This window comes from Pseudomonas sp. SWRI50, assembly GCF_014269095.1.
Lineage (GTDB): Bacteria > Pseudomonadota > Gammaproteobacteria > Pseudomonadales > Pseudomonadaceae > Aquipseudomonas > Aquipseudomonas kermanshahensis.
Genome location: NZ_JABWRW010000032.1, coordinates 1 through 17,410 on the forward strand (window position 1 = coordinate 1; position 17,410 = coordinate 17,410).

Genomic DNA, 17,410 nt, shown 5'->3' on the forward strand with positions numbered 1-17,410 from the left:
CCTCCCGCCCGCCCTCAACCGGGCCACAGCAAGGGCCAGGGCCACCTGCGCATCATCGCCGGCGAGTGGCGCAGCCGCCGCCTGGCGGTGCCTGAAGGCGACGGCCTGCGGCCAACGCCTGATCGCGTGCGCGAAACCGTGTTCAACTGGCTCGCGCCCTACATCGAAGGCGCCCGCGTGCTGGACGCCTTCACCGGCAGCGGCGCGCTGGTGCTGGAAGCCTTGTCGCGCGGCGCCGAAGATGCCGTGGCACTGGACAGCAACCCCGCCGCCATCAGCAACCTCAAGGACAACCTCGAGCTGCTGCGCTGCCCTCGCGGGCAAATTCTGCAAACCGACGCGCTGCGCTACCTGCAGAACCCGGCCAAGCAGCAGTTCGACGTGGTGTTCCTCGACCCACCGTTCCACCAGGACCTGCTGGCCAACACCTGCAACCTGCTGGAACAGAACCAGTGGCTGCGGGAACAGGCGTGGATCTACACCGAGAGCGAAACCGCACCCTCGGCCTTGCAACTGCCGGGCAACTGGCGCCTGCACCGGGAGAAAAAGACCGGTCAGGTGCATTACGCGCTCTGGCAGCGGGGCTGATCACCTGACATCAGGCCGGCGTACATTGTCAGCGTAAAGCGTTGGCGTATTTAGCTACCGCACAGCAACCGGCCCCCTGGCTGAAGCTGCTCCTTCGTTTCTTGCTGGAGCACTTCAACCATGACCGAACCGCCAAAACCGACACCGTCGGTACAGTCCTTTGCCCTCGCCAATGGCCTGCGCGTCTACCTGCGCGAAGACCGTCGCGCCCCGCTGGTCAGCGTGCAGCTGTGGTACCACGTAGGCTCCATCGACGAGCCTGACGGCCACAGCGGCCTGTCCCATGCCCTGGAGCATCTGCTGTTCGAGGGCAGCAGCAAGCTGGCCAGCGGGCAATACTCGACGCTGATGACCCGCCTCGGCGGTAACCCGAATGCGTTCACGCTGGAAGACGCCACGGTCTTTCCACTGACCTTGCCCGTCAGCAGGCTGGAGATTGCACTGGAAGCGATGGCCGACACCATGGCCACTGCCACGCTCAGCGATGCACCCTTCGCCCGCGAACTGGCAGTGGTGATGGCCGAGCGGCGCGTCGATGTCGACAACAACCCCTTGGCCCTCGCCATGGAGCAGCACCAGTTGCTGGCCCACGGCAACAGCCGCTATGCAACACCGGTGATCGGCCACCCCGCCGACCTCCACGCCATGACGCCCGCAGCGGCGCGCACCTGGTACCAGACCTGGTATCACCCAAACAACGCGACCTTGTCAGTCGTCGGCGATATCGGGCTGCAGCCGCTGCAGGCACTGGTAGCGCGGCACTTTGCCGTGATCCCCGCCCATCGCCTGCCACCCCGTCAAACGCCCGTCGAGGATGCCGAACTGACGCGCCGCTCTCAAACAGTGCACCTGCAAGGCCTGAGGCCTGGCGTGATCCTCAGTTTTAACCTGCCCAGCCAACGCACGGCCACGTCCAACGCGCAAGCCCATGCGTTGCGGTTGCTGCCCGATCTCCTCAGCGAAGGCCACGCCGCTACCCTCCGCCGCCTGCTGGTGATAGACGAACAGGTGCTGCAAGCCCTGAAGGCGACGTACCAACCGTATCGGCGGGGCGACAGCCTGCTGACGCTCTACGCCTTCTGTAGTGCGCACATCACGCCCGAGGCTGCAGCCGACAGGCTGTTGGCTGAAATCGAACGCTTTCGTCAGCAGCCGCCCAGCATCGAGGCGCTTCAGCGCGCCAAGGCACGCCTCCTCGCCAGGCAGCTGTTTGCCCGGGACGCCATCGCTGAGCAAGCACATGCCATCGGCAGGCAGGCGGTTTGCGGGCTGGACCCCATCGCGCTGGATGATGAACGAGCCACCCTCGAAGCCGTGACGGCCGAGCAGGTGCACCAGGCCGCCGTCGCCTACCTGACAGCGCCTCGCACAGCGATCACCTACATGCACGACAAGGAGCGCGCCCATGAATGACAGGACATCGCCCCCTCCGGCGGCACATGGCATCTACGGCGGCCTACTCTCCGCCCAAGGGCTGGACCTGCAACAGCGCGAGGTCATCCGCACCAAGGTACACACCTGGAGAACCGACGCGGGAACAGGCGTCACGTTCGTCGAAGCCCGCGGCTTGCCTATCGTCGATGTAGTGCTGCGCTTTAACGCCGGTACCGCCTCGGTTGACTCACCCAGCCTGGCGGCCCTGACGCTGTACATGCTCGACGAGGGCAGCCTGCGCTTCAATGCCGCCGAACATGCGCAACGTATCGAGCGGCTGGGTGCGGTGGTTGAAAAGCAGGTACGCCACGATCACGCCACGCTGAGCCTGCGCAGTGTCAGTACCAAAGCACTGCTCGACCCTGCCATCGAGCTGTTCACCAGCCTCGTCGCACAACCAGCATTTCCAGCCCCCGCCCTGGAGAAGATCAAACGCCAGCTGGTGCTGCATGACGCAGCCCGCGCCAGGCAGCCAGTACTCAGAGCACGCAGCGAAGCCTATCGCCACCTCTTCTACGATCACCCCTACGGCCAGCCACAGGAAAGCACTACGCAAGTGCTCGACGCAGTCACGCCCGCTGACCTGAGAGCGTTTCACCGACGCGCCTACTCCGCCACCAACCTGGAAATGGTCGTGGTCGGGGATCTGTCCCGCATCGAGGCGCAGGCCATGGCACAGCGTATCAGCCAGGCATTGCCCCAAGGCTGGGCTGCCGCTGAGCTGCCAGCTGCGCCACAAACGTCGGGCACCACAATCAACATCGAGCAGGCCGGGGCCGGCAACGCGATTCTTCTTGCGCTGCCGATCGACGTACCGGCCAACGACCCTGAGTTCCTTGCCGTGAAGTTGGCCTGCGAGGTGCTGAGTGTGGGTTCCGACTCCCGCTTGATGAAAGCGCTGCGCCAACGCCAGGGCTTGACCTACGGCATCTACAGCCAGCTGGTGCCCAAGCGCGTTGGAGGGCTCTTCGCGATCGAGTGGGAAATCGCCCCACCCTACGTTAAAAGCTCGCAAGCCCTGGTAGAGGCCTTGCTTCGCGACTTGGTGCTGCACGGGCCGACCGAGGCCGAGCTGCAACTGGCCTGCCAACAGCTGGCTGGGGAGTTGTTGCGCACGGTTGCGCAGAACAAGCGCCTGGCCGAGTTGCTCACCGAAACCACCCAGCAAGGCCAACCTGCCGATCACCTGAACACGTATAACGAGCGCTTGGCCGAGCTGACCCCAGAGGCGGTCCGCGACGTCATGCAACGCAGGTTCGACCTGACGCGCAGGGTACTTGTCAGCGTCGGCCCGGTTGCCGATCAGCAACCGCTGCCGGCCTCCGACCAATAGCGCAGGTACAGCGGCGGCGTTTCATGGCACTCTAGGCAGGCACATCACGAGTCGCCCAGCATGCCCAGTTTCACTGCTACGTTTCGCCCTGCCGTCGGCCTGTCCAACCCCCATCTGCAAACCTTGTGGGGGCCGCTCTGGCGCAAGCTGCCCGAACTGCAACGCGACCGCGAGCGGCTGTGGCTGGCCGATGGCGATTTCATCGACCTCGACTGGCACGGGCCGCACCAACCGGATGCACCGTTGGTGCTGGTCCTGCATGGCCTCACCGGTTCCTCCCACTCGCCCTATGTCAAAGGCTTGCAGCAAGCCCTGCAGGGCCGCGGCTGGGCCAGTGTTGCGGTGAACTGGCGCGGTTGCTCGGGCGAGCCGAACCTGCTGCCGCGCAGCTACCACTCCGGCGCCAGCGAAGACCTGGCAGAAATCGTCGCCCACCTGCGCGTCCAGCGCCCATTGGCGCCGCTTTACGCGGTGGGTTATTCGTTGGGTGGCAATGTGTTGCTCAAGTACCTGGGCGAAAGTGGATCGGCCAGCCAGCTGGAAGCGGCGGTGGCGGTGTCGGTGCCATTTCGTCTGGACCAGTGTGCCGACCGCATCGGCCAAGGCTTTTCCAAGGTCTACCAGGCGCACTTCATGCGCGAGATGTTGGCCTATGTACAGCTCAAGCAGCGGCATTTTCATGAGAAGGGCCAGCATGAGCGGCTGGCGGCACTGCAACGGCTGGGGCCGCTGACCAACCTGCGTACCTTCTGGGACTTCGACGGTAAGGTCACCGCGCCGCTGAACGGGTTCAACGATGCACACGACTATTACCGGCGCTCATCGAGCCGCTTCTTCCTGGGTGAGAATCGCACCCCAACCCTGATCATCCACGCCAGCGACGACCCGTTCGTCTCCAGCCACAGCTTGCCCCTGGCCAGCGAACTGGCGCCGCAGACGCACTTTGAACTGCACAACCGCGGCGGCCATGTGGGCTTTGTCGATGGCAGCCTGCGCAACCCGGGGTATTACCTGGAGCGGCGGATTCCGCAGTGGCTGGTAGAGGGCGCTTAGAGACGGCCTGGGTCAATCCCCGGTAGCCACCCCGTGCGCCGGGTTGTTGATCCATTCGCTCCACGACCCCGCATACAGCCGCCCCAGGGGATAGCCCGCCAGCGCCAAAGCAAACAGGTTGTGGCAAGCGGTCACGCCCGACCCGCAGTAGGCCACCAGGTGCTCCGGCGAGCGCCCGGCCAGTTTTTCTGCGAACCGTTGTTTGAGCGCTTCGGCCGGCAGAAAACGCCCGTCGGCCCCCAGGTTGTCGGTGAATGCCGCGCACTGCGCGCCAGGGATGTGCCCAGCGACCGGGTCGATCGGCTCGACTTCACCCCGGAAGCGCGGCAGCGCGCGGGCGTCGATCAACGTCAGCTCGGCATCGCCCAGGTGCTTGGCCAGGTGCTCGGCATCGATCAGCAGCTTGCTGTCCGGTTCGCCCTTGAAGGTCCCTTCGCGTTTGAGCGGTGGGTCCAGGCTCAGCGGCAGGTGCGCCGCATGCCATGCCTTGAGCCCGCCATCGAGAATCGACACGCCGCTGCGCTTGCCCAGCCAGGCCAGCAACCACCAGGCACGAGCAGCAAACGCACCCGGGCCGTCGTCGTACAGCACCACCTCGCTGTCATTGTCCACGCCCCACTCACGCAGACGCTCGACCAACCGCGCCGCATCGGGCAAAGGGTGGCGCCCCGTGCGCCCCTTGCTTATCGGGCCACTGAGGTCGCGCTCCAGGTCAGCGAAGTGCGCCCCGGCAATATGCCCCTCGGCATAGCTGCGTTGGCCATAATCCACATCCTCGAGGGCAAAGCGGCAGTCGAGGATCACCAAATCGGGCGAGCCCAGACGCTCGGCCAACGCTTGCGGGGTGATCAATTGCGCGAGGGGCATGACAATCTCCTGATCGATAGCACTCGAGCCCTGGTTTACAGTTCCAAGGCCTGGTTGAAGGGTACGTGGAATTCCTGGCACAGCGCGTCCACGGCGCTGCGGGCATCTGCGGTGACAAAGCCGAGCTCCAGCACCAATACCTGATAGACGCCCCGCTTGAAGGCTTCTTCACCCAGGTGCGCGGAATGCTCGCGCGTGGTGCTGAGAAAGCGCACCCATGAGGTCAGGACGATCCAGGCATTGATGGTCAGCGACTCGATCTGCGCCGGCGCCATGGCCAGGATCCCGGCGTCGACGAAGCCACGGTAAATCGCTTGGCCCTGACGCAGGCAGCGCTCGGAAAACCGCCGGTAACGGGCGGCCAGCTCGGGGTCGCTGTCCAGCAGGTGCTCCAGGTCGCGGTGCAGGAAGCGGTAGTTCCACATCGCCGCGAGCAGGGCCTTGAGGTAGAAACGTTTGTCTTCCACGGTGGCGCAACGCCCTTGAGGCGGGCGCAAGAAGCTGTCCACCAGCTCTTCGTACTGGCTGAACAACAGGGCGATGATCGCCTGCTTGTTGGGGAAGTGGTAATACAGGTTGCCGGGCGAAATTTCCATGTGCGCGGCAATGTGGTTGGTACTGACGCTACGTTCGCCCTGCTGGTTGAACAGCTCCAGGCTGTTCTGCACGATGCGCTCTCGGGTCTTCATGCGCGGGGCCATGCTCAGCTCCCAGTCTGCGGGCCTTGATCAAAGGGCCATCTTAAGGCGTATCCGGTGTGGAATACACCGCTCGACGCCAGCGAAAAATTCGCACGATCGTTCGGATTAGAGTATAGGCTCTAGGGACTTCCTGCCCGGATTCGAGCCGATATGACCTCGCCCGTTGACGTGCCTCCTGTGCATTCCGACCTCGACCTGACGGCGAGGTTCGCCGCCCAACGCCTGGCTTTTGCGGGTAACCCCGCCCCCCCGGCAGCCCAGCGCCGGCAATGGCTGAAGAGCCTGCGCGAGGCACTGCTGGCCGAGCAAACGCAGCTGATCGAAGCCATCGATCAAGACTTTGACGGGCGCAGCGCCGATGAAACCTTGCTGGCGGAATTGCTGCCCTCGGTCCAGGGCCTGCGCCACGCCGAAAAGCACCTGCGACGCTGGATGCGGGCCAGCCGACGCCGCGTCGGCCTGGCCTTCCAGCCCGCCAGCGCGCAGGTGCGCTATCAACCGCTGGGCGTGGTCGGCATCATCGTGCCGTGGAACTACCCGCTGTTTCTCGCCATTGGCCCGCTGACCTGTGCCCTGGCCGCCGGCAACCGGGTCATGCTCAAGCTGAGCGAAGCAACGCCCGCCAGCGCCCTGGCCCTCCAGCAGTTGCTGGCGCGCGTGTTCCCCGAAGACCTGGTCAGCGTGGTGCTGGGTGAGGTCGAGGTTGCCCAGGCCTTTGCCCGGCTGCCGTTCGATCACCTGCTGTTCACGGGTGCAACCAGCGTCGGCCGCCAGGTGATGCTGGCCGCGGCGCACAACCTGACCCCGGTCACCCTGGAGCTGGGCGGCAAATCCCCGGCCATCGTCTCGGCCAGCGTACCCCTGGACAGCGCGGCCGAGCGCATCGCCTTCGGCAAAACCCTGAACGCCGGCCAAACCTGCGTGGCCCCCGACTACGTGCTGGTACCGCGCGAGCGGCTGGGGGCCTTCAGTGACGCTTACCAGTCCGCCGTCCACCGCCTGTTCCCGCGTATCGCCGACAACCCCGACTACACCGCCATCATCAACCCGCGGCAGTTGCAGCGCCTGCAGCACCTGCTGGACGACGCCCGTGACCAAGGCGCCCAGGTGCTCGACCTCTACCCAGGCGAGCCGCGCCAGGGACGACGCCTGCCCCCTCACCTGCTGCTGGACGTGAACGACGAGATGCAGGTGATGCAGGACGAAATCTTCGGCCCGCTGCTGCCGCTGGTGCCCTACGACAGCCTCGACCAGGCATTGGCCTACATCAACCAGCGCCCTCGCCCACTGGCCCTTTACTACTTCGGCTACGACCGCAGCGAACAGGAACACGTGCTGCGCCACAGCCACTCCGGCGGTGTTTGCCTGAACGACACCCTGCTGCATGTGGCTCAGGACGACCTGCCCTTTGGCGGCATCGGGCCTTCCGGCATGGGCCACTACCACGGCCACGAGGGTTTTCTGACCTTCAGCAAGGCCAAGGCCGTGCTGGCCAAACAGCGCCTGAACGCTGCACGCCTGATTTACCCACCGTATGGCAAGGCCTTGCAGCGCCTGGTCTACAAGCTGTTCATCCGCTGAGCCCAAGCCCATGCAGCGTCGCGACTTGCTCCGCTTCAGCCTGGGCGCCAGCGCCTTCCTCGCCACCACCAGCCTGGTCGGCTGCACGGCACAGTCGGCCGCGCCCGGTTACAACAGACTGCGTGATGACGACCTGCCCCTGTTGAGCGCGCTGATCCCGGTGGTGCTGGCCGGGACCCAGGCCGTCGAGGCGCTGGTGCTGCACAGCCTCGATCACAAACTGGCGGCGCTGTCGCCAGAAATGCTCAAGCTCACCCGGCAACTGTTCGACGTGCTCAGCCTGCCGCTGACCCGTGGCCCGCTGACTGGTGTGTGGGGCGCCTGGGAGCAGGCCAGCAGCGAGCAGATCAACGCGTTTCTGCAACGCTGGCAGGACAGTTCGCTGAACCTGCTGCGCATGGGCCACGCCTCGTTGCTGCAATTGCTGCAGATGGCCTGGTATGAACGGCCGGAAGCCTGGGCAGCCTGCGGCTACCCAGGGCCACCGAAGATCTGACCACCACAAGAGCCTTGCCAATGCCTGTCATCGACCCGTTTCGCCAAGGCCTCGAACGCGGCTGGATCACCCACGACGGCTCGCGCCTGGCGCATGACCTGGCCCTGCAGGCCGATATCGCCGTGATCGGCAGCGGGGCTGGCGGCGCCACCAGCGCGCAGTTGCTCAGCGCCGCGGGGTTCAAGGTGCTGCTAATCGAAGAAGGCCCCCTGAAGACCAGCAGCGACTTCCACCTGCTGGAAAGCGAGGCCTACGCCAGCCTCTACCAGGAAGGCCTCGGCCGCATGAGCAAGGACGGCGCCATCACCATTCTGCAAGGCCGCGCCGTGGGCGGCACCACACTGGTGAATTGGACCTCGAGCTTTCGCACGCCGCCACAGACCCTGGCCCATTGGGCCCGGGAGCACCAGGTCAATGGCTTGGGCAACGAGGCGCTAGGCCCCTGGTTCGAGCGCATCGAACAGCAGCTGGGCATCAGCCCTTGGGCCTTGCCACCCAACGCCAACAACGAGGTCCTGCGCCGTGGCTGCGAACAACTCGGCTATCGCTGGGCGGTAATCCCGCGCAACGTGCGGGGTTGCTGGAACCTTGGCTATTGCGGCATGGGCTGCCCGGTCAACGCCAAGCAATCGATGCTGGTGACGACTATTCCAGCCACCCTCGACCAGGGCGGCGAGCTGCTCTATCTTGCGCGTGCCGAGCGCTTCGAGCACAACGGCGAGCGCATTACCCAGTTGCAGTGCACGGCCCTGGATGCCCAAGGGATAAACCCCACCGGCCGGCAGATCAGCGTGCACGCCCGCCACTACATCCTCGCCGGGGGCGGTATCAACAGCCCAGCCCTGCTGCTGCGCTCCAACGCCCCCGACCCACACGCCCGCCTGGGCAAACGCACCTTCCTGCACCTGGTCAACTTCAGCGCGGCACGGTTCAAGGCGCGCATCGACCCCTATTACGGTGCTCCGCAGTCCATCTACAGCGATCACTTCCAATGGCTGGGCGGCAGCGGCGGCCCGGTCGGCTACAAACTGGAAGTGCCTCCGCTGCACCCGGCCCTGGCCAGCACCCTGCTGGGCGGGCATGGCAGCGAAAATGCGCAGCGCATGGCCGAGCTGCCGCATACCCACGTGATGCTGGCGTTGCTGCGCGATGGCTTCCACCCAGAAAGCCAGGGTGGCACGGTCGAGCTGCGTGGCGATGGCTCGCCCGTGCTGGATTACCCGGTCAATGACTACCTACGCGACGGTTTGCGCCGCGCCTACCGCAGCATGGCGCAGATCCAGTTTGCCGCCGGGGCCGAGCAGGTGATGCCGGTGCACAGTGATGCCCGCTACGCCAACAACCTTGGCGAAGCCCTGGCGATGATCGACGGCCTGCCACTGGCGCCGTTCCGCACACGCCTGGGCAGCGCCCACGTGATGGGCGGCTGTGCCCTGGGTGAAGACCCTCGACACGCGGTGTGCAACAGCCTGGGCCAGCACCATCAGCTGGAAAACCTGTCGATTCACGACGGCTCGCTGTTCCCCACCAGCATCGGCGCCAACCCGCAATTGTCGGTGTACGCCATCAGCGCCAAGCTCACCGAGGCCCTGATCGCCCGCCTGGCACACAACGCATGACAACGAATGCACCCACTGTCTATAGTGCCATCAGCCGGCCGCATGACTTGGCCGGGCGCTATCGCTGCGCTACCATCCGACTCCCCAACGCACTCCAGCCAGGATGACGCGATGAACCGAGTGTTGTACCCGGGTACTTTCGACCCCATTACCAAAGGCCATGGCGACTTGGTCGAGCGCGCCTCGCGGCTCTTCGACCATGTGATTATCGCAGTGGCGGCCAGCCCGAAGAAAAACCCCCTGTTCCCGCTGGAACAACGGGTTGCGCTGGCCCGTGAGGTCACCAAGCACCTGCCCAATGTCGAAGTCATCGGCTTCTCTTCCCTGTTGGCGCATTTTGCCAAGGAACAGGGCGCCAACGTCTTCCTGCGTGGCCTGCGCGCGGTCTCCGACTTCGAGTACGAGTTCCAGCTGGCGAACATGAACCGGCAACTGGCACCCGATGTCGAGAGCCTGTTCCTGACGCCGTCGGAGCGTTATTCGTTCATTTCCTCGACGTTGGTCCGGGAAATCGCGGCATTGGGGGGGGATATCAGCAAATTCGTCCACCCCATAGTGGCTGAGGCGCTGACCGAACGATTCAAGAAGTAAGCCTGCACGCCTGATCATCGCGCCCGCGTGCACTGCGGGCGCGAATGCGGCACAATTGTGCCCACAGCGTTGAACATGCCCGGGCTGAGAGCCCCGGCCGGAGTCCCCATGTCCCTGATCATCACCGACGATTGCATCAACTGCGACGTCTGCGAACCCGAGTGCCCGAACGAGGCCATCTCCCAAGGCGAAGAGATCTACGTGATCGACCCTAACCTGTGCACCCAGTGCGTGGGTCATTACGACGAGCCCCAGTGCCAGCAGGTCTGCCCGGTCGACTGCATCCCCCTGGATGAAGCGCACCCAGAGACCGAAGAGCAGCTGATGGCCAAATACCGCCTGATTACTGGCAAGGCCTAAGCCCACCTGCACTTACGCGCCCCTCTGTAGGAGCGGCCTTGTGTCGCGAAAGGGCCGCGAAGCGGCCCCGGCAATTTATGCTGCGACGCTGAAAATCTGGGGCCGCTTTGCGCCCCATCGCGACGCAAGGCCGCTCCTACAAGGCACAGCGAAACACTTCAGCGCTGGCAGCGTGGGCAGAACACGCTTGCCCGCTGGCCGAGCTTCACCTCGCGCAAGGTCGTGCCACACAGTTTGCACGGCATCCCGCCCCGCCCGTAAACGAACAGTTCCTGCTGGAAGTAGCCCGGCTGCCCGTCCCCACCGATGAAATCACGCAAGGTCGTGCCGCCCTGCTCGATGGCCGCTGCCAGCACGCGTTTGATCTCGATGGCCAGCTTCAGGTACCGCGCCCGCGAGATACCGCCCGCCTCGCGGCGTGGGTCGATGCCCGCAGCAAACAACGCTTCGGTGGCGTAGATGTTGCCCACCCCCACGACGATGGCGTTATCCATGATGAACGGCTTGACCGCCATCGAGCGCCCACGCGACAGCTGGAACAAACGCTCGCCATCGAACAGGTCGGTCAACGGCTCTGGCCCCAGACGCAGCAGCAGTTCGTGGTTGAGCGGGTCGAGGCTCCAGAGCATGGCGCCGAAACGGCGCGGGTCGGTGTAGCGCAGCATCAGCCCCGACTCCAGCTCGATATCCACGTGCTCGTGCTTGGCCGCCGGCAGGCCGAGCTCGACCAGGCGCAAATTGCCCGACATGCCCAAATGGCTGATCAAGGTACCGACCTCGGCATTGATCAGCAGGTACTTGGCCCGCCGCTCGACGCCGACGATACGCTGCCCCGACAAGCGCACGTCCAGGTCTTCGGGGATCGGCCAGCGCAGGCGCCGGTCACGCACCACCACCCGGCTGACCCGCTGGCCTTCCAGATGAGGCGCAATGCCGCGCCGGGTGGTTTCTACTTCGGGTAGTTCCGGCATGTGTCAGTGCCCGCCCAGCTCTCGAATATTCTGTTTGAGGTTTTCGAAGTCGTAGTCCGACAAGCCAATGTAGTCGAGCACCAGTGGCCCGACCACTTCCCATTCGTGGTCGACACTCTGGCTGCCCAGTACCCGGTAGGACGCGCAGATGTGCTCGGCCATCTTCAGCACCGCCAGCAGGTTCTTCAGCTGGCTCTGGGTATTGCGCGAAGACTCGTCGCGGAACACGGCCAAGGCATTGTGGTGGTTGGCGATGGCCGCTGTAAGGTGCTCGGGCAGGCGCCAGGACTTGGCGGTGAAGTACCCCACCACCGAGTGGTTGGTGTTGAACGCGCGGTTTTCCGTATCGACCACCCGCGTTTCGGCGCTGGCCTCGGCATAGGCCTCTTCCAGCACCTCCATGTAGTTGGGGAAGCGCTTGAGCATCAGCGGCACACCGCAATCATGGAACAGCCCGAGGGTGTAGGCCTCGTCAGCCGTCTGCATGCCGGTGCGCTTGGCCAAGGTCAGGCAGGTCATGGCCACATCCTGCGCGGTGTCCCAGAAGCGGTTCAGGGTGACGATGGTCTCGTCGCTCATTTCGCCTTTGATCGACTGGGCGTTGATCAGGTTGATGATCGAACGACTACCCAGCAGGTTCACCGCCCGTTGGATCGAGCCGATCTTGTTGGAGAGGCCGAAATGCGGGGAGTTGACCAACTTGAGCAACGCGCCGGACAAGCCCGGGTCCTGGGAAATCAGCTTGGCGATGGTTTCCAGGTCTGGGTCGGGCATGTACTGCTCGAACTGCAGGTCGACCATGATCTGCGGTTGCGGCGGGATGGTGATGCCTTGCAAGGCTTGCTGGATCTGTTCGGCGCTGAGTTCTTGGGACATGCGTACACACTCGTTGAGGACGGCGAATTCTAACACCGGATCGGCTGGCTTTAGCCCTGGCCAGCACTTTGTCGCGCCTGACCCCGAAGCGAAGGCCAACACGGTATACTCCCGCTCTTTTTTCCCGGAGCGACGTCATGTCCCTGCCCAGCCTACGCCTCAAAGCCAATGCCGACCGCCGCCTGCGCGCCGGCCACCTGTGGGTCTACAGCAATGAAGTCGACGTCGCCGCGACCCCGCTGCAAGGTTTCCAGGCCGGCCAGCAAGCGATCCTCGAGGCTGCCAACGGCAAGCCGCTGGGCATCGTGGCGCTGAGCCCGAACAACCTGATCTGCGCGCGCCTGCTGTCGCGCGACATCAAGCTGCCGCTGGACAAGTCGCTGCTGGTACACCGCCTCAACGTCGCCCTGTCGCTGCGTGAGCGCCTGTTCGACAAGCCGTGCTACCGCCTGGTCTACGGCGACTCCGACCTGCTGCCAGGCCTGGTGGTCGACCGTTTCTTCGACATCCTCGTGGTCCAACTGGCGTCGGCCACCATGGAACTACACAAGGACGACGTGATCGCCGCCCTGGTGCAAGTGCTCAAGCCAAGCGGCATCTTGTTCAAGAACGATTCCGCCGCGCGTGATGCCGAAGGCCTGCAGCGCTACGTCGAAACCGTCTACGGCGAAGTGCCGGACTGGGTCCCGCTGGAAGAAAACGGCGTCAAGTTCGAAGCACCGGTACGTGAAGGCCAGAAAACCGGCTGGTTCTACGACCACCGCATGAACCGCGCACGCCTGGCGCCCTACGTCAAAGGCAAGCGCGTGCTCGACCTGTTCAGCTACATCGGTGGCTGGGGTGTGCAAGCCGGCGCGTTTGGCGCCAGCGAAGTGTTCTGTGTCGATGCGTCGGCTTTTGCCCTGGACGGCGTCGAGCGCAATGCCGCGCTCAACGGCATCAGCGAGAAGCTGACCTGCATCGAAGGTGACGTATTTGAAGCGCTGCGCGAGCTGAAGGCCGCCGAAGAACGCTTCGACGTGATCATTGCCGACCCACCCGCCTTCATCAAGCGCAAGAAAGACCTGAAAAACGGCGAAGCGGCCTACCGTCGCCTCAACGAACAGGCCATGCGCATGCTCAACAAGGACGGCATTCTGGTCAGCGCCTCGTGCTCGATGCACCTGCCCGAGGATGACCTGAACAACATCCTGCTGACCAGCGCCCGCCACCTGGACCGCAACATGCAACTGCTCGAGCGCGGCGGCCAAGGCCCGGACCACCCGGTGCACCCGGCCATTGCCGAAACCCGCTACATCAAGAGCATTACCTGCCGGTTGCTGCCTAACAGCTGATTCAACGCCTTGGGGCCGCTTTGCGGCCCATCGCGGGCAAGCCCGCTCCCACACAGGTACGCAACCCCCTGTAGGAGCGGGCTTGCCCGCGATGGGCTGCAAAGCAGCCCCGAATCCACCTCAGATATCCAGCACGTACGACGCGATCCCAAAGTACACCAGCACCCCCGCCGCATCGGCAATCGAGGTCACCAGCGGGCCACTGGCCGTCGCCGGGTCGAGCTTCAGCTTGGTGAACATGAACGGCAGGCTCATGCCGATCAGGCTACCCAGCAACACGATCACCAGCATGCTGCTGGCAACGATCAGGGCAATGTCCACCCCACCGCGCAGCACGCCCAGCGATGCCACCGCCACGGCCATGGTCGCCCCCAGCGCCAGCGCAACCCCACACTCGCGCCCTAGCATGCGCAGCCAATCACGCATGTACACTTCGCCCGTCGCCAGGCCCCGCACCATCAACGTCGCCGACTGCGCCCCGGCATTGCCCCCGCTGTCCACCAGCAGCGGCAGGAAGAACACCAGCACGATGTGCGCGGCAATGGTTTCCTCGAACGCCGCAATCCCCGCCCCCGAGAACAGGTTGCCAAAGACCAGCAACACCAGCCACAGCACCCGTTTGCGGTACAGCAGGCTGACGGTGGCATCGCGCAGATTGCCCACGTGGTTGGTGATGGAGGCGCCTTTGTGGAAGTCCTCGGTGGCCTCATCGACCACCACATCAAGTGCATCGTCGCAGGTCACCAGGCCTACCAGCCGCCCGGCCTCGTCCAGCACCGGCACAGCCAGCAGGTCGTGTTGGCGGATCAAGCGGGCCACGTCTTCCTGACGGGTCGTGGTACAGACGCAAATGACCTTGTGCACCATGATGTGATCAATCATCGCCTCAGGCGCCGCGAGGATCAACTCGCGCAAGGACAAGGTCCCAAGCAGGTTGCGCTGCCCGTCGAGCACATAGGACTGGTAGATGGTTTCGGCATCGGCGGCCTCCCGGCGCAGCATGTCGATGGCCTGGCTGGCGCTGAGGCCGGCATCCAGGCACGAGTACTCACTGGTCATCAGGTAACCGGCCGTGCCTTCGGGGTAGCCTTGCGGGTGAAGCAGGTCGTCACGACGGGCCTGGGCGGCCTGGCGCAGGTCAAGGGGTGAAACGAGCGTATCGGAGGTGTGCTGCATGAGGTTCTCCAGGCGCCGACGCAGGCACCCGCACACCTCAGCCACACGGGCTCAAGCCTTCGGAAGCCCTGGCGACGACGCGCTCAGTGCCAATTTGCGAGTTCGGTATGAACTGAAACTGGGAAGGTCCATTGAGGGTGTATCTCGTGAAGCCGCACATGCGGCGGGCGGATCATAGTCAGCTTGGGCGGGCAGGTCAGCCCCTGAACCGGCGTTTCGGAAGCGTCCTACAAGCGACCGGTCATGAGGCGAAAGCCACCGCCCAGACACATCGCCATTCCCTCACAGCGCCAGCGGTGTAGAATCGGCCTATTCATCGCCAGTCATCCCCGGCGGGTTTATGAGCTCTGGTCGAGCACGCGGCGATCCCGTAGTGTCTTCGGCCCCATCCGTGCCAGTGGCAACCGGCCTAAGGCGCATAGGACAAGAGAAGCTCACTCCCCTTTTTGTGACCTGATTAAGCCGCCAGGAGTGCTTCATGCCTGATTATCGTTCCAAGACTTCCACCCAAGGCCGCAACATGGCTGGCGCCCGAGCCCTGTGGCGCGCCACCGGGATGAAGGACGAAGATTTCAAGAAACCGATCATCGCCATCGCCAACTCGTTCACCCAGTTCGTCCCGGGCCACGTGCACCTGAAGGACCTGGGCCAGCTGGTTGCCCGTGAGATCGAGCGCGCCGGTGGCGTGGCCAAGGAATTCAACACCATCGCGGTCGACGACGGCATCGCCATGGGCCACGACGGCATGCTGTATTCGCTGCCAAGCCGCGAGATCATCGCCGACGCCGTGGAGTACATGGTCAACGCCCACTGTGCCGACGCCATTGTCTGCATCTCCAACTGCGACAAGATCACCCCCGGCATGCTGATGGCCGCCCTGCGCCTGAACATCCCGGTGATCTTCGTCTCCGGCGGCCCGATGGAAGCCGGCAAGACCAAGCTGGCCAGCCACGGCCTGGACCTGGTCGACGCGATGGTCATCGCGGCTGACTCCACGGCCTCCGACGAGAAGGTTGCCGAATACGAGCGCAGCGCCTGCCCGACCTGCGGTTCGTGCTCTGGCATGTTCACCGCCAACTCGATGAACTGCCTGACCGAAGCCCTGGGCCTGGCCCTGCCGGGCAACGGCTCGACCCTGGCCACCCACTCCGACCGCGAGCAGCTGTTCCTCACTGCCGGCCGCACCATCGTCGAGCTGTGCAAGCGCTACTACGGCGAGAACGACGAGTCGGTCCTGCCACGTAGCATCGCCAACTTCAAGGCGTTCGAAAACGCCATGATGCTGGACATCGCCATGGGCGGTTCGACCAACACCATCCTGCACCTGCTGGCCGCGGCCCAGGAAGGCGAGGTGGCGTTCGACCTGCGGGACATCGACCGCTTGTCGCGCAAAGTGCCGCAGCTGTGCAAGGTGGCGCCGAACATCCAGAAGTACCACATGGAAGACGTGCACCGCGCCGGCGGCATCTTCAGCATCCTCGGCTCGCTGGCCCGTGGCGGCCTGCTGCACACCGACCTGCCGACCGTGCACAGCCGCAGCATGGAAGAAGCCATCGCCAAGTGGGACATCACCCAGACCGATGACGAAGCGGTGCACACCTTCTTCAAAGCCGGCCCGGCAGGCATCCCGACCCAAACCGCATTCAGCCAGTCGACCCGTTGGGAAACCCTCGACGACGACCGTGAAAACGGCTGTATCCGCAGCTTCGAACACGCCTACTCGCAAGAGGGTGGCCTGGCGGTGCTGTACGGCAACATCGCCCTCGACGGTTGTGTGGTGAAGACCGCCGGTGTCGACGAGTCGATCCATGTGTTCGAAGGCAGCGCGAAAATCTTCGAAAGCCAGGACAGCGCCGTGCGCGGCATCCTCGCCGACGAAGTGAAGGCCGGTGACATCGTCATCATCCGTTACGAAGGCCCGAAGGGCGGCCCGGGCATGCAAGAGATGCTCTACCCGACCTCGTACTTGAAATCCAAAGGCCTGGGCAAGGCCTGCGCCCTGCTCACCGACGGCCGCTTCTCGGGCGGTACCTCGGGCCTGTCGATCGGCCACGCTTCGCCGGAAGCCGCTGCAGGCGGCGCCATTGGCCTGGTGCGCGACGGCGACAAGGTGTTGATCGACATCCCCAACCGTTCGATCAACCTGCTGGTCAGCGACGAAGAGCTGGCCGAGCGCCGGGTCGAGCAGGACAAGAAAGGCTGGAAGCCCGCCGAAGTGCGCCCGCGCAAAGTGACCACCGCGCTCAAGGCCTACGCCCTGCTGGCGACCAGTGCCGACAAAGGTGCGGTGCGTAACAAAGCGATGCTCGACGGGCTGTAAGGCTCTGATGAGTGTATTGGGGCTGCTTTGCAGCCCATCGCCGGCAAGCCGGCTCCCACAGGTGCGGCGCTAGCCTTGGAGGCTACACAGTTCGGGTGGGAGCCGGCTTG

General features: G+C 64.5%; 16 protein-coding genes. 11 read left to right on the forward strand and 5 right to left on the reverse strand.

The window, feature by feature from the left end; genetic code table 11:
- The 4 genes from rsmD to HU750_RS24360 all read left to right on the forward strand — a co-directional run.
- Positions 1–588 (forward strand): 16S rRNA (guanine(966)-N(2))-methyltransferase RsmD (gene rsmD / locus HU750_RS24345; protein ID WP_238217684.1); only part of this gene is annotated, 588 nt, incomplete at its 5' end.
- Positions 589–708: 120 nt separating this feature from the next.
- Positions 709–2,001 carry a M16 family metallopeptidase gene (locus HU750_RS24350; protein WP_186682821.1) on the forward strand — a complete coding sequence of 431 codons (1,293 nt, stop codon included), beginning with the start codon at positions 709–711 and terminating at the stop codon, positions 1,999–2,001.
- Positions 1,994–3,355, forward strand: a complete 1,362-nt coding sequence (locus HU750_RS24355; protein ID WP_186682823.1) for a M16 family metallopeptidase — start codon at positions 1,994–1,996, stop codon at positions 3,353–3,355. The genes HU750_RS24350 and HU750_RS24355 overlap by 8 nt, the downstream gene beginning before the upstream one ends.
- A 60-nt stretch (positions 3,356–3,415) precedes the next feature.
- Positions 3,416–4,408 carry a hydrolase gene (locus HU750_RS24360; protein WP_186682825.1) on the forward strand — a complete coding sequence of 331 codons (993 nt, stop codon included), beginning with the start codon at positions 3,416–3,418 and terminating at the stop codon, positions 4,406–4,408.
- A 12-nt stretch (positions 4,409–4,420) separates the two neighbouring features.
- Here HU750_RS24360 and HU750_RS24365 read toward each other — a convergent pair whose 3' ends face one another.
- Together HU750_RS24365 and HU750_RS24370 are read right to left on the reverse strand one after the other, a co-directional pair.
- Positions 4,421–5,275 carry a sulfurtransferase gene (locus HU750_RS24365; RefSeq protein WP_186682827.1) on the reverse strand — a complete coding sequence of 285 codons (855 nt, stop codon included), beginning with the start codon at positions 5,273–5,275 and terminating at the stop codon, positions 4,421–4,423.
- A 35-nt stretch (positions 5,276–5,310) separates the two neighbouring features.
- Entirely contained in the window at positions 5,311–5,976 is a 666-nt protein-coding gene (locus HU750_RS24370; protein ID WP_027592319.1) for a TetR/AcrR family transcriptional regulator, read from the reverse strand.
- A 150-nt stretch (positions 5,977–6,126) separates the two neighbouring features.
- Here HU750_RS24370 and HU750_RS24375 point away from each other — a divergent pair, with 150 nt between their 5' ends.
- From HU750_RS24375 to HU750_RS24395, 5 genes are all read left to right on the forward strand, one after another.
- Complete coding sequence (locus HU750_RS24375; protein WP_186682829.1) at positions 6,127–7,557, forward strand: coniferyl aldehyde dehydrogenase; 1,431 nt, start codon at positions 6,127–6,129, stop codon at positions 7,555–7,557.
- A 10-nt stretch (positions 7,558–7,567) separates the two neighbouring features.
- Positions 7,568–8,053: a twin-arginine translocation pathway signal protein gene (locus tag HU750_RS24380; protein WP_186682831.1), complete on the forward strand. Its 486-nt coding sequence runs from the start codon at positions 7,568–7,570 to the stop codon at positions 8,051–8,053.
- Positions 8,054–8,073: 20 nt separating this feature from the next.
- A complete protein-coding gene (locus HU750_RS24385; protein WP_186682833.1) occupies positions 8,074–9,672 on the forward strand; it encodes a GMC family oxidoreductase in 1,599 nt (532 codons plus the stop codon).
- A 111-nt stretch (positions 9,673–9,783) separates the two neighbouring features.
- Positions 9,784–10,263 carry a pantetheine-phosphate adenylyltransferase gene (gene coaD / locus HU750_RS24390; protein ID WP_016393341.1) on the forward strand — a complete coding sequence of 160 codons (480 nt, stop codon included), beginning with the start codon at positions 9,784–9,786 and terminating at the stop codon, positions 10,261–10,263.
- Positions 10,264–10,371: 108 nt separating this feature from the next.
- Positions 10,372–10,623 (forward strand): YfhL family 4Fe-4S dicluster ferredoxin, encoded by a 252-nt coding sequence (locus HU750_RS24395; protein WP_027592315.1) that lies wholly within the window; start codon positions 10,372–10,374, stop codon positions 10,621–10,623.
- A gap of 158 nt (positions 10,624–10,781) precedes the next feature.
- On the opposite strand, the gene mutM is transcribed toward HU750_RS24395, so the two are convergent.
- Both mutM and HU750_RS24405 read right to left on the reverse strand, forming a co-directional pair.
- A complete protein-coding gene (mutM, locus tag HU750_RS24400; protein WP_186682835.1) occupies positions 10,782–11,594 on the reverse strand; it encodes a bifunctional DNA-formamidopyrimidine glycosylase/DNA-(apurinic or apyrimidinic site) lyase in 813 nt (270 codons plus the stop codon).
- A gap of 3 nt (positions 11,595–11,597) precedes the next feature.
- Complete coding sequence (locus HU750_RS24405; protein ID WP_172961418.1) at positions 11,598–12,416, reverse strand: HDOD domain-containing protein; 819 nt, start codon at positions 12,414–12,416, stop codon at positions 11,598–11,600.
- A gap of 191 nt (positions 12,417–12,607) precedes the next feature.
- On the opposite strand from HU750_RS24405, the gene HU750_RS24410 reads away from it, so the two are divergent.
- The gene (locus HU750_RS24410; protein WP_027592312.1) at positions 12,608–13,804 is read left to right on the forward strand and encodes a class I SAM-dependent rRNA methyltransferase; all 1,197 of its coding nucleotides are present in this window, start codon (positions 12,608–12,610) and stop codon (positions 13,802–13,804) included.
- 120 nt (positions 13,805–13,924) lie between these two features.
- On the opposite strand, the gene mgtE is transcribed toward HU750_RS24410, so the two are convergent.
- On the reverse strand, positions 13,925–14,980 hold the full coding sequence (mgtE, locus tag HU750_RS24415) for a magnesium transporter (protein WP_186682837.1): 1,056 nt from the start codon (positions 14,978–14,980) through the stop codon (positions 13,925–13,927).
- 478 nt (positions 14,981–15,458) lie between these two features.
- Between mgtE and ilvD the strand changes: the two genes are divergently transcribed.
- The gene (ilvD, locus tag HU750_RS24420; protein ID WP_085272229.1) at positions 15,459–17,300 is read left to right on the forward strand and encodes a dihydroxy-acid dehydratase; all 1,842 of its coding nucleotides are present in this window, start codon (positions 15,459–15,461) and stop codon (positions 17,298–17,300) included.
- Positions 17,301–17,410 lie beyond the last annotated feature (110 nt).